Origin of the sequence: Cryptosporangium arvum DSM 44712 (genome assembly GCF_000585375.1) — a bacterium.
GTDB classification, from domain to species: Bacteria; Actinomycetota; Actinomycetes; order Mycobacteriales; family Cryptosporangiaceae; genus Cryptosporangium; species Cryptosporangium arvum.
The window spans coordinates 1,318,903-1,331,187 of the sequence record NZ_KK073874.1 but is presented as its reverse complement, the minus strand read 5'-3'; the positions used below and the strand labels follow the sequence as shown (position 1 = coordinate 1,331,187).

Annotated in this window: 9 protein-coding genes; 2 read left to right on the top strand and 7 right to left on the bottom strand. The window is 71.4% G+C overall.

All coding sequences use genetic code 11. The annotated features are described in order from the left end of the window. Nucleotides 1–85: 85 nt before the first annotated feature. The 7 genes from CRYAR_RS06115 to CRYAR_RS06085 all read right to left on the bottom strand — a co-directional run bounded on the left by CRYAR_RS06115 (nucleotide 86) and on the right by CRYAR_RS06085 (nucleotide 9,768). A complete protein-coding gene (locus tag CRYAR_RS06115; protein WP_035860929.1) occupies nucleotides 86–1,750 on the bottom strand; it encodes a diol dehydratase reactivase ATPase-like domain-containing protein in 1,665 nt (554 codons plus the stop codon). Then, nucleotides 1,747–2,100: a diol dehydratase small subunit gene (locus tag CRYAR_RS06110; RefSeq protein WP_035848983.1), complete on the bottom strand. Its 354-nt coding sequence runs from the start codon at nucleotides 2,098–2,100 to the stop codon at nucleotides 1,747–1,749. Before CRYAR_RS06110 ends, CRYAR_RS06115 begins: the two co-directional genes overlap by 4 nt. Then, entirely contained in the window at nucleotides 2,097–4,322 is a 2,226-nt protein-coding gene (locus CRYAR_RS06105; RefSeq protein ID WP_035848980.1) for a propanediol/glycerol family dehydratase large subunit, read from the bottom strand. Before CRYAR_RS06105 ends, CRYAR_RS06110 begins: the two co-directional genes overlap by 4 nt. Nucleotides 4,323–4,331: 9 nt before the next feature. After that, entirely contained in the window at nucleotides 4,332–6,554 is a 2,223-nt protein-coding gene (locus CRYAR_RS06100) for a serine/threonine-protein kinase (protein ID WP_035848978.1), read from the bottom strand. A gap of 179 nt (nucleotides 6,555–6,733) precedes the next feature. Continuing rightward, nucleotides 6,734–7,168: a GlcG/HbpS family heme-binding protein gene (locus CRYAR_RS06095; protein ID WP_035848975.1), complete on the bottom strand. Its 435-nt coding sequence runs from the start codon at nucleotides 7,166–7,168 to the stop codon at nucleotides 6,734–6,736. Continuing rightward, the gene (locus CRYAR_RS06090) at nucleotides 7,165–8,184 is read right to left on the bottom strand and encodes an acetamidase/formamidase family protein (protein ID WP_035848972.1); all 1,020 of its coding nucleotides are present in this window, start codon (nucleotides 8,182–8,184) and stop codon (nucleotides 7,165–7,167) included. Before CRYAR_RS06090 ends, CRYAR_RS06095 begins: the two co-directional genes overlap by 4 nt. A 9-nt stretch (nucleotides 8,185–8,193) precedes the next feature. After that, nucleotides 8,194–9,768 carry an APC family permease gene (locus CRYAR_RS06085; RefSeq protein ID WP_035848969.1) on the bottom strand — a complete coding sequence of 525 codons (1,575 nt, stop codon included), beginning with the start codon at nucleotides 9,766–9,768 and terminating at the stop codon, nucleotides 8,194–8,196. Between the two features lie 331 nt (nucleotides 9,769–10,099). Between CRYAR_RS06085 and CRYAR_RS06080 the strand changes: the two genes are divergently transcribed. Together CRYAR_RS06080 and CRYAR_RS06075 are read left to right on the top strand one after the other, a co-directional pair. Next, entirely contained in the window at nucleotides 10,100–11,323 is a 1,224-nt protein-coding gene (locus tag CRYAR_RS06080; RefSeq protein WP_051571935.1) for an aminotransferase class III-fold pyridoxal phosphate-dependent enzyme, read from the top strand. After that, a complete protein-coding gene (locus CRYAR_RS06075) occupies nucleotides 11,320–12,279 on the top strand; it encodes a phosphotransferase enzyme family protein (RefSeq protein ID WP_035848967.1) in 960 nt (319 codons plus the stop codon). Before CRYAR_RS06080 ends, CRYAR_RS06075 begins: the two co-directional genes overlap by 4 nt. The last annotated feature ends 6 nt before the right edge of the window (nucleotides 12,280–12,285 follow it).

Here is a 12,285-nt window from a genome sequence, read left to right as displayed (position 1 = left end):
GGCGTCTCCTACCTGGCCGTCGACGCCGCCGCGATGGAGGCCCTGGCCCCAGTGGTCGAACGCCTGGCCGCGACCTAGCGGTTGGCTAGCCCTGGGTCGTTCCGGCGGCCAGGGCGAGGCCCCAGGCCACCGCGTACCGGTGTCCCAGCACGCCCGCGACGTTTCCGCGCCCCAACCCCGCGCCCGGCGGCAACACCGCGTCCACGACCCGCAGCACCTCGTCGTCGCCGGCCGGGCCGCCCACCACCAGGACCGTGCCGGCCCCGACCAGACCTCGGCGCACCGCGGTTCCCAGCACCGCCTGTTTCAGCGCGAGCCGGAACGTGCGCCACTCCGCCGGTCCGATCCGGACGGTGATCGGCAGCAGGCCCGCCGGCCCCGGCGCCGCCAGCCACCCGACCGTGCCCGCCGGCTGCGGCGCTTCCAGGAACGTCTTGTCCCCGTCCTCCTGGGTCGCGAGCTGCGGGGTCTCCACGCGTACCGCCGGTCCGCGCTTGGCCCACTCGGCCGCGCCGCGGGTCACGTCGAGCCCCAACGCCACCGCGGCGGTCAGCAGATCTCCGCCGCCCGCGAGCACCCGCTCGTGGGCGGGGCCGATCACGTCCACGGTGCCACCGCCGATGTCCACGACGACGGCGTCGGCCGGCGCTCCGGGGGTCGTGAGCGCGCCCGAGCGGGCGGCGGCGGCCTCGCTCGACGCGCTCACCACCGGAACGCCGAGCGCCTCGGTGAGCAGTGCGTCGGCCGGCACCGGACCGGCTGCGGCGTCCAGCGCCGCGAGCGCGTACCCGCCGCCACCCGCGCCGATCCGTACCAGCAGCGACTTGGCCAGCGCCCCCACGTCGACGACCGCCAGGTCGGCCACCGCGACGCGTTCACCACCGTCCACCGCGTACGCCGCGAACGCCCCCGGCTCAGCCTCCCCCAACCGACGAGCGGCCTCCGCCCAGACGAGCCCCTCACCGCCGCCCGGATGCCGGCGCGTCCAGATCCGTCCTCCGGCCGGACCCGCCGGCTCCACCGGCACCGCACCCAGTGCCACCGCCGCGCTGGAGACATCGGCCAGCTGCCGGGCGAGCCGCCGCACGTCGTCGTTCTCCTCCGCTCCCACGCCGAACCCGCTCGCCAGAAACAGCGGATCGGTCAGCTTCCGCAGCGGACGCCCGGCCGTCACCACCTCGACCGCCACCAGCGTCGCGCCCGCCGCCGCGGCCAGGTCCACGCCGTCCACCACCGGAACCGGATGCTCCAACCGGTTCGCCACCAGGCGCGCCTCGTCCGCGGCCAGCAGCACGGCGACGATCGGCGCGCCCTCCGCGAGCAGCGCGTTCAGACGCGGAGCCGCCTCGCGGTACCCGGCGGACACCAACGCCACCACCGGCGCCCCACCGGGGACCTCGATCTCCTCGATCGACACCGGCCGTCCCACACCCGAACCCACCCCGCCCGGGGACGCCACCCCGGCCGCGAGCACCGCGAACCGGCCGGTGTCCGCCGGGGGTTCCGGCACCGTGGTGGTCGACGTCCGGACCGGGCGCAGTGGCGCCACCGCCGCCGACACCAGCTCGCCGTCGGGAACCCGCCGCACCAGTCGTCGCACCAGCGCGGCTGCGCCCCGCACCGAGGAAACCGTGCCCTTCGCGCCCCTGGTCATCGTCCGGTCCCAGGCCACCGGCTCCCCGGTGGCGACGTCGGCCAGCACCACTTCGGTGGTCGAGTTCCCGATGTCGACCCCCGCGACCAGCCTCAACGGCACAGGCCGCGGCGTCGGTAGACCTGGGCGGCCTCGCGGACCAGCGCGGCGTTCATCGTCGCGCCCCGGGCCGAGAGCCACTCGGCGATCTCCTCCAGCTCGACGAACGTGCTGCGGCGCGGACGCAGGGCCTCGTAGACGCGCATGACGTCGGCGTCGTCGATCGCGGTGAGCTCGGCGGCGCGGCGGAAGTTCGCGGCCAGCTGCGGGTTGCCGTGCGCCTGCGCCACCTGCGCCTGGTGTTCGAGCGTCTCCGGGTGGATCCGCAGATCGTCGGGGCCGACCTCGCCGGCCCGTACCGCCTCCAAGGTCACCGACTCCAGGGGCCGGCCGGAGAACGCCTTCATTCCGCCACCTTCAACTCGTCCGGGCCGACCGGTGCGCAGCAACCGCGTTCCACCGCGATCAGCGACACGACCGCGGTGTGATACCTCGCCTCGATCGCCTCGTCGGTGTACGGGTTCTTCGCCGGCTCCGGAACGGCTCCTCGCGCGTGCCGGGCCGCGTTCACCCCGAGCAGCCGGTAGTCGGCGCGGGAGAGCACCGGGGCCACCGAGTACAACTCCAGGTTGGCCAGCGGCGGCAGGTCCCGGCGGTGGATCAACGCCGTGCCCTTGGCCTGCAGACCGACCGAGACCCCCGACCCGGCCAGCCGGGCCGCGGACAACCCGATCATGCCCAGGTCGAGCGTGTCGTTGATCCGCACCACCCGCCCGAGCGCGCCCTCCTCCTCGAGGCCGGCGAGGATCTCCTGGAGCACGTCCACGACCAGGAGGCCGGACAGCGTGCGCCAGATCTCCCTCCCGGTCGCCGGCGAGACGCCCACCACCACCTCGCGCGGATCCGACCCGACCACCGCCGGACCGGTCGAGGAAATCGACGAGGACGCCCAGGAGGCCTGCTCGGCCCGTAGGTCCGACACCGAGCGCGCCTGCCGGATGTCGTCGATCTCCGCCTGCCGGGAGGGCGTCGGCACGTACCCGGTGTCCGGCCCCGCGTAGTCGTTCGGGTCGGTCACCAGCGACAAGACGTCCATCGACGGAGTGAAGATGGCGGCCGTCTGCAGATAGTCACCGACCACCCGCGCCTTGAGCATCGACAGGATCCGCGACGCCTCCTCCTCGAACCCGGACTCGGCCAGCGCCGTCACGACGTCCACCATCGAGAGCCCGGATTCCCGGATCGTGCGGGCGGCGTTCAGAACGGCCAGCGCGTCGTCCCCGACCAGGTCCTTCGACCCGACGGCGTCCACCGCGGCGTCGATCGACTCGTCGGAGAGGTCCGCCAGTCCGAACCACCGGTACACCGCCTGCACCGCCTCGGCGGCGCGGCGCCGGAGCGGCTCCAGCGAGTCCGGCGACGCGGTTCGAAGGCCCCCGTCGACACCCCAGTCCCGCTGCATCGCGAGCCAGTCGTCGAGGTCCTCGGCGTTCCAGTTGCTCGGGCCGAACATGTTGTCGTAGCGCTCGATCGTGCCGAAGCCGCTGCAGACGAAGTCCGAGCCGGCCAGCAGGATCGGCAGCGTCCGTGAGGTGCGGCGGACGTCGGACTCGCTCATCAGCGCGTCGTTGCCGGTGCAGGCCTCCAGGTTGCGGGCCATCACCATGACGTTCTCGGCCATCAGCTCACGCACCCCGGCGGGCACGGCGGCGGCCACCGACGCCCCGTCGATGCCGCCGTTCTGCACGCCCTGGGCACCGATCGCCCGGGCCAGCGCCACGCAGCGCGACTCCAGGTAGAGCATCGAACGACGTTCGGCGCCGCCCATCAGCACTTCGGCGCCGGCTCCCGACGACACCCGCATCTTGATGCCCCGGGATGCGTACCCCGAGGTCAGGAACGCCTTCGACCAGGGCGTGTCGTCCCCGTCGGTGAACACGCCCTCGGTGCCGTAGAGCGAGACGGTCTCGGCGTACGAGACGAACCCGCGCAGACCGAGCTCCAGTTCCAGCGCCTCTTCGACCGAGCACTGCACGAGCACCCCGGCCGCCCCCACCGCGGCACCGATGCTGACCGCCACCGCGTTCGACGGCGCGTCGGCGAGCACCGGCACCGTGGTCTCCAGCTCGCGGAATCCGTAGGCGGCCGCGGTGGCGGCGTCGGCGGCGAGCAGCAGCGGGTCGTCGGCCCGGTTCGTGACGTGCCCCTGGTTGCTCGGCGTGCGGCGGGCCCGCAGCTTCGTCATCGCCATCATGAGCTCGGCCGGGCGCAGCAGCGCGAGCACCCGGGCCAGCTTGGCCGGCGTGCAGCCGCTCACCAGGCGGACCACCTCGGCCCGGGGAACGGCGAAATCCACGAACAATCGCGCCAGTTCGACGTCGGGCAAGGCCATCGCCTCGGGCGCCACCGACAGGTCCAGCCCGTGTGCGGCGATGAACGCGTCGACCGTGTCGAAGTCGTCCTCGGCCACGCCGTCCAGCTCGACGACCCGTCCGTCCTCCAGCCGCAGCGACGGCGCCGGATCGTGCGGTGAGCGCAGTGCGATCAGGCCGAGATCGGCGTTCTCCACGGCGAACCCGTCGAGGTTCACCGGCTGGGCGTCGAGACGCCGAATCCGCCCTACCGCCATGCGGAGCCCCTAGCTGTCTTCGACCTCGGTCACCACGCCGGCCGACGTCCGCTTGTAGATGGTGTTCTTCGAGAGGTAGTAAACGTCACCGTTGCGCCCCGCCGCGACCGCGTCGATGTACTGACTTTTGACCAGTTCACGTGCCGATCCGCCGTCCTTGAGCTCGCAGAGCCCGTAGGAGCCGACGTAGAGCTCGCCGCCGTCGCCGATCGCGAGCGTGTCGGGCCCGTTGTAGACGATCTTCGACGGGCAGTCGGCGAGCGTGCCGCCGCCCGCGACCGCGTCGGGGGTGTCGTCGCCGGGCTCGAAGCCCCAGATCAGCTTGTGCCCCCGGTCGGCCACGTAGATCCGGCCGTCGCCGCCGATCGCGATCGATCGGATCGACTGGATGGCGTCGGCGTCCGAGTTCGTCTCGCCCTCGTCGTTCGTGGCGTTCTTGACGACGGTGGACAGGCCGCCGGTGGTGTTGAGCCTGCGGACGCGCTGGGTGCCGCTGCCGGACTCGGCGATGTAGAGCTGCCCGGTGCGGCTGGTCGCGATCACGAAGAAGTTCGGGAGCTGCGCGGCCTGCGCGTCAGCGGCGTCGTCCTCCTCCTCGGCGGTCGGCTTCGCGCCCACCACCGTGCGGATCTTGCCGTCCGCGGTGACCTGCCGGACCCGGCCCTCGGCGGTGTCGGCGATGTAGACGCTGCGCTCGGGGCCGATCGCGAGTGACTGCGGGAACGCCAGCTGGGCCTTCACCGCCGGTCCGTCGTCGCCCCCGGAACCGGCGGTGACCTCGGGGCCGGTGCCGGCGAACACGCTGATCCGGCCGGTCGGGCTCACTTTCCGGACCTGCCGGTTGGAGACGTCGCTCAGGTACAGGTTGCCGTCCGAGTCGACGACCATCCCGCGTGGCGTCGACGTCCGGATCGTGCGCACGTCGTCGCCGGAGTCGGACTTCCACGGTGCAATCACGACGAGCGCGGACCCCCCGATGAGGCCGAGGGCGACGAGCGCGCTCAGGCCGATCGCCCAGCCGCGCCGGTACCAGGGCCGGCGGGGACGCTCGTCGTCACCGGATCCGTCGTCGAAGTCGCTGAAGTCGGCCGGCGGCGGCACGTCGGCCGGCGGCGCGTCGTTCGGGTGCTCGGGCTCGGTGATCGTCGAGTGCCGGCCGGTCGCGCCGAACGCCTGGCGGGCGCGGCGGGTGACCTCGGATTCCGTCTCGCCGAACGAACCGGCCGGGTCCGGCGGAGCGGTGACGACGCCACCACCGCCACCGACCGGCGCACCGCTGGTGGGAGCGGAGCCGCCCGCAGGCAGCGCCACACCGGCCCGCGCGGTCACCGCCGGCCGGACGTCGGCGTCGGCCAGCCGGCCGCGCGCGGCGTCCCGGACCCGGCCGCTGACCCGGATCGGCACCGCGACCTGGTCGAGCCAGTCCGCGCCGAGCGCACCGGCGGCCGCGGATCCCAGCTCGACCGCGAATTCGTGACCCGACCGGGGCCGGTCGTTCGCGCTCTTGCTCAGCGCCCGGTCGAGCACCGCGGCCAGCGGCCTGGGCACGTCGGACAGCCACGGCGCCGGCACGTTGACGTGGTGGTGCAGCAGCGCGGAGAGCGGCAGGTCACGGCCGAACGGCAGGCGTCCGCTGAACAACTCGTAGAGGACGACGCCGAGCGAGTACACGTCGGTCGCCGGGCCGAGCCGGAAGCCCTGGATGCGCTCCGGCGCCGTGTAGGCGGGCGTCCCGGAGGCGGCACTGATCAGCGACGCACCATCGGAAACCGTACCGAAGCCCACCAGCTTGAGCGTTCCGTCCGAGCTGTAGAGCAGGTTCTCCGGGCGGACGTCCCGGTGCAGTATCCCGCGCGCGTGCACGGCCGCGAGCGCGTCCGCGATCGCCAGGCCCGCCCCGCAGGCCTCCACCCCGGTCAGACCGGGGCGCTGGTGCAGCATCGGGCCGTTGAGCCGCTCCATGACCAGCAGGCACAGCCCTTCGTGCTCCACGTAGTCATGAATCCGCACGATGTGCGGATGGTCGAGTTCGGCGAGTGACGTGGCTTCGGAGACGAACCGCTCCCGCAGCGGTCCGTCGGTGTCGCCGTCGGCCAGTACTTTGACCGCGGCCTGCCAGCCGATACGACGATGACGTGCGGCGTAGACGACGCCGTAGCCACCACGTCCGATCCGATCCCCTAATTCGAATGCGGGTAACGCGGCGTCAAGACGCGCACGATTCATGAGCATGGCAAGCACCCGTCCAGTTCCTCGGGCCCCGCAACCCGCATGGCTGATACGAACGCGATTCTGCCGAGCTAGGGAGGCCTGGGGGAATTGGCGCCGCAAAGTATGGGTGGATTTCGGCCGTGTCGGTGACGCTGTTCCACCGGGCCGATTACGCAACGTCCCCCGAACGGCCAATATGATCATGGTGCGGATTCCGCAGGTGCGGTATGGGGCCACTTGTCGGCTGCGGCCTTGACACACGCCACATCCTGCTCAACAGTCCCACCGCTCACACCGACCCCGCCGACAACGCGGCCCTCCATCCACAGTGGCTTGCCGCCGCCGAAGCAGACGTACCGGCCGCCCGCAGCCGAGGCGAGCCCCTGCAGCGGACCGCCGGGCCCGGCGAGCACCCCGAGCACGTCGGTGGAGACCCGGTGCGCGACCGCGGTGTAGGCCTTGTCGACGGCGAGCGTCGGGCCGGCGATCTCGGCGCCGTCCATCCGGACGAACGCCACCAGGTTGCCGCCGCCGTCGACGACCGCGACCGACACGAACGCGCCGATGTCCCGGGCCGTGGCCAGCGCGGTGGCGCACAGCATCAACGCGGTGTCCAGATCCGGGCCGTTCGTCATCGGGAGAGCCAGGCCGCACCGAGCGCGCGGAGGCGGGCGTGGACGCCCCCCATGGCCACCACGCCGGGCAGCGCGGACTTCGGCATCTTCGCGGTCATCGTGTAGACCGTGTCGACGACGTTCGCCACCGGCGTCAGCGTGGCCTGCGAGACCAGCTGGTACGCGTCGAGCGTGGACAGGCCGGCCTCGGCGGCGACCCAGCCGACCAGCTCGGAGTGCGCGATCCGGAACGCGTCCTCGAGCGGCTTCGTGGACCCGGTCGTGATCAGGAAGTCGTCGCTCTCGATCCGCGGCCAGCGGCACGGATGCCCCTTGATCACGTCGACGACGAGCGCCGTGTCCATCGCGGTCTCCACCGCGACGCCGCACGTCTCCCCTTCGCCCTGCCGGGCGTGGCCGTCACCGAAGCTGAAGAGCGCACCCTCCACGTTCACCGGCAGGTAGCAGGTGACCCCGGCCCGCATCTCCGGGGTGTCCATGTTGCCGCCCCAGTCGCCGGGCGCGAGCGAGTTACGCACCTCCCCCAGCGCCGGCGCGACGCCGACCGTCCCGTGCATCGGGTCCAGCGGGAGATCCACGGTGAAATCCGAGTCGAGCGCGCGGTAGCGCACGGTCCGGGCGACCCGGTCGAGGTCGTAGATCCAGGTGCGTTCCGGCAGCGCCGGGTGCAGCAGCGGCGTCACCGGGGTCGCGGTCAGCGAACCGAAGAACGGCACGGTGGTGCTGACGCCCCAGGTCTCCCGGGGTTCGATCGAGATGAAGTGGACGGCGAGCGTGTCGCCGGGTTCGGCCCCCTCGATGTGGAAGGGGCCGGTCTGCGGATTGAGATAGCGCGGGTCGCACAGCTCGGAGCTGCGGTCGTCCACCGAGCGGACGACCCCGGCGAAACAGTCGCGTGTCCAGGTGGTGAGTACGGTGCCCGGCGTCAGCGACGCGACCGGAGCGACCCCGCCGAACGTGTAGACGAGCCCGGCCGGGTCGACGTCGGGATCCGGTTGGAAGTCGAAGCTGGGCACCGTTCTCCCCTACCGCTCGTGCGATTCGGCCATCACGGTGGCGCCGATCCGCTCGTACCGTTCCGGGCTGCGGTACTTCAGCGCCAGCGCGACGAGCGCACCGAGGACGCCGATGCCGATCACGATGTACGGCGTCGCCTTGAAGATCGGACTGCCCGCGGCCGCACCGGCGGCGAAGTCGATGTTGCTGAACAGCAGGTAGACGACGTAGAGCATGCCGACCGCCCCGATCAGCGGCGCCAGGAACGTCCGCCACCAGCTCGCGGTCTCCGGGTGCTGCTTGCGCACGTGGAAGTACCAGATCACCGCGATCGAGCAGATCGACTGCACGATCAGCAGCGCCATCGTGCCCATGATCGCCATCAGCCCGTACTGGTGGATGTAGGCGACGTCCGGAGCAGCGTCGGTGGGCTTCTGCAGGAAGAAGAAGCCCAGCGTGATGACGACGGTGATCACGCTCTGCACGAGCGACGCGATGTGCGGCGAACCGTGCTTGCCGTGCGTGGAACCGAGCGTCCGGCGCAGGCCGCTCGTCACGCCGTCGCGGCCGAGCGCGTACAGGTACCGGGAGGCCGCGTTGTGGAACGCCAGCGCGCAGGCGAACGAACCGGTGACCACCAGAACCAGGTACACGTCCTTCACCCAGCCGGCCAGGAACCGGTCGGTGATGCCGTAGAACAGGTCGAACGCGTTGCCGGTGCTGCCGCGGGAGATCGCGATCGCCTGGTCGAGCCCGTTGCCGGCGATCGCCATCCAGGACACGAACACGTAGAACAGGCCGAGCCCGATCACCGCGATCATCGTCGCCCGCGGGACGATCTTCTTCGGGTCCTTCGACTCCTCGCCGTAGACCGCGGTGGTCTCGAAGCCCACCCAGGACCAGAACGCGAAGAACAGGCCGATCGCGGCACTGCCGGTGATCGCGGCCTGCGGGTCGCTGGCCACCGCGGAGAACGCGTTGACCGGGTTGATCGCGCCGGCCTCCAGGCCGCTCGGGCCGCCACCACGCACCAGGATCGAGATCGCCAGCGCCGCCAGGATGATCACCTCGGCGACCAGGAAGACGCCGAGCACCTTGCCGGAGAGCGAGATCTCGAAGTAGCCGAGCGCGGCGATGATCACGATGCCGATCAGCGCGTACACGAGCCAGCTGATCGACGGACCGCCGAACGTCTCGATCGTGCTCTTGGTGAAGGACGCCAGGATGCCGATCAGTGACGCCTCGAACACGATGTAGGCAAGCGTCGCCATCAGGCCGGCGCCCATTCCCCACACCTTGCCGAGCCCGTGCGAGATGAAGCCGTAGAACGCACCGGTGGTCGTGATGTGCTTGGCCATCGTGACGTAGCCGATCGCGAAGATCGTCAGGATCACGGTGGCGAAGAAGAACCCGGCCGGTGCGCCGAGGCCGTTTCCGAAACCAATTGCGATCGGTACGTTTCCGGTCATCGCGGTGATCGGAGCGGCGTTGGCCAGCGCGATGAACAGCACCGCCCACAACCCGATCGTGCCCGGCTTGAGGCGATGGACCTCGTGCGGTGTCAGTCCCTCGGATTCGGCCGAGACGTCCTTCGTCGTACTCACGGGCCCACGCCCTTCCTGACAGCAGGAAATGAGGAGAAATGGCCGAGGCGCAGCACCGCGTCCGGGCTCGAAGGGATTGTTGGCAAGAAATGTGGCACCGCGTTGACCAGCGATCAATAGCTCAGCGGTTACGGTCATGTTTCGGTGCAACCGATTGACGAATCGGTCCGACCAAGGCAAGTTGGTGGCCCTACCGCAGCGCGGCGGATGACGTTCGACCCGGCGCGGAAGGCTCCTCATGACCGTGCAGCCCGACCAGACCACCGACCGTGTCTCCGAGCTCGCTGCCGCGGTGACGAGCGGCGGCTTCCCGTGGGCGTCGAAGAACGCGATGCTCGAAGCCTCGGAGACCTACTGGAACCCCGGCAAGACCCGATTCTGGACCGACGAGGGCGTCCCGCTGGTCATCGACCGGCGCGAGGGCTACCACCTGCACGACGTCGACGGCCACACCCTGATCGACGTCCACCTCAACGGCGGTACGTACAACCTCGGCCACCGCAACCCCGAGGTCGTCGCCGCCGTCACGAAAGCCACCGAACGGTTCGACGTCGGGAACCATCATTTCCCGTCGATCGCCCGCACCGCGCTGGCCGAAGCGCTGGTGCGCACGGCGCCTCCCGGCCTGACCAAGGTGATCTACGGCAGCGGCGGCGGCGAGGCGATCGACATCGCGATCAAGTCGGCCCGGCACGCCACCAAGCGGCGCAAGATCGTCTCGATCGTGAAGGCCTACCACGGGCACACCGGGCTCGCGGTCGGCACCGGCGACGACCGGTTCTCCCGGATGTTCCTCGCCGACCAGCCCGCCGACTTCCCGCACGTCGAGTTCAACGACCTGGCCGCGATGGCCGACGCACTGCGCGGCGACGACGTGGCCGCGGTGATCATGGAGACGATCCCGGCCACCTACGGCTTCCCGATGCCGGCGCCGGGCTACCTGGCCGCGGTCAAGCGGCTCTGCGAGGACCACGGCACGCTCTACATCGCCGACGAGGTGCAGACCGGACTCGGCCGCACCGGTGAGCTGTGGGCCATCACGAAACACTCGGTCGAACCCGACATCCTGGTCACCGGCAAGGGCCTGTCGGGCGGGCTGTACCCGATCACGGCGGTGCTCGCGAGCGACCGCGCCGCCGCCTGGCTCACCGAGGACGGCTTCGGCCACATCTCGACGTTCGGCGGCGCCGAACTCGGCTGCGTCGCCGCGCTCACCACGCTCGACCTGACGCTGCGGGCGTCGACCCGGGACAACGTGGCCGCGCTGTCGGAGCTGTTCGCGTCCGGGCTCGGCCGCATTCGGGACGAGTTCCCGGACTGGCTGGTCGGCGTCCGCAAGGACGGGCTGGTCATGGGGTTGGAGTTCGCGCACCCCGAGGGCGCGAAGTACGTCATGCGGCGGCTCTACCAGGGCGGCGTCTGGGCGATCTTCTCGACGCTCGACCCGCGTGTCCTGCAGTACAAACCGGGCCTGCTGGTCACCGCGGAGCTCGCGGCGGACATCCTGGAGCGGACCCGGACGGCCGTGCGGCTCTCCCGGGACGACACCCGATGATCGCGTCGTCCGCCGCCGCGCGTTACGGCCTCTCCCCCGACACGACGATCGAGTTGCTCAACGTCTCCGAAAACGAGACGTACCTGGTCCGCGAGCCGGACGCCGAGCCGGTGGTGCTCCGGGTGCACCGGCTGGACTACCACCCGCCCGGCGCGATCCCGTCCGAACTGGCGTGGCTCGACGCGCTGCGCACCGAGGCGGGGGTCCGCACGCCGCGGGTGATTCCGGCGCTCGACGGCGCGCGGGTCGTGACCGTGCCCGACCCGTCCGGCGGCCCGGCGCGCGAGTGCGTGCTGTTCGAGTTCCTGCCGGGACGCGAACCACGCGAGGACGACCTGGTGGCCGACTTCGAGCCGCTCGGCGCGCTCACCGCGCGGATGCACGTGCACGCCCGGTCGTGGACGCGTCCGCCGGGGTTCGTCCGCTTTCACTGGGACGCCGACGCCGCGTTCGGCACGGCCGCCGGCCCGGGGCGCTGGGGTGCGTGGCGTTCCGCGCCCGGCGTCGGCCCGGCCGAGGAGGCGGTTCTCGCGCGCCTGGAAGCGACGCTGCGCGAGCGGCTGCGACGGTTCGGCACCGGACCGGAGCGGTACGGGCTCATCCACGCCGACCTGCGGCTGGCCAACCTGCTCGTCGCCGACGGCGTGAGCGTCATCGACTTCGACGACTGCGGGTTCGGCTGGTACCTGTACGACCTGGGCGCGGCGCTGAGTTTCGTCGAGCACCTCCCGGAGATCCCCGAGGTCATCGACGCCTGGCTGCGCGGCTACCGGTCGGTGACGCCGCTCCCGGCCGACGACGAAGCCGAGATCTGGACGTTCGTGCTGTTCCGCCGCCTCCTGCTCACCGCGTGGATCGGCTCGCACTCCACCGTGGACATCGCCGCCCAGCTCGGGGCCGGCTACACCCGGGGCAGCTGCGCCCTGGCCGAGCAGTACCTCTCGACTCACACCTGATGGAGA

What these genes read in the sequence shown, in the direction of transcription:
- CRYAR_RS06110 (WP_035848983.1), bottom strand. Translation starts at nt 2,100, where the DNA reads ATGAAGGCGTTCTCCGGCCGGCCCCTGGAGTCGGTGACCTTGGAGGCG.
- CRYAR_RS06105 (WP_035848980.1), bottom strand. Translation starts at nt 4,322, where the DNA reads ATGGCGGTAGGGCGGATTCGGCGTCTCGACGCCCAGCCGGTGAACCTC.
- CRYAR_RS06100 (WP_035848978.1), bottom strand. Translation starts at nt 6,554, where the DNA reads ATGCTCATGAATCGTGCGCGTCTTGACGCCGCGTTACCCGCATTCGAA.
- CRYAR_RS06095 (WP_035848975.1), bottom strand. Translation starts at nt 7,168, where the DNA reads ATGACGAACGGCCCGGATCTGGACACCGCGTTGATGCTGTGCGCCACC.
- CRYAR_RS06080 (WP_051571935.1), top strand. Translation starts at nt 10,100, where the DNA reads ATGCTCGAAGCCTCGGAGACCTACTGGAACCCCGGCAAGACCCGATTC.
- CRYAR_RS06075 (WP_035848967.1), top strand. Translation starts at nt 11,320, where the DNA reads ATGATCGCGTCGTCCGCCGCCGCGCGTTACGGCCTCTCCCCCGACACG.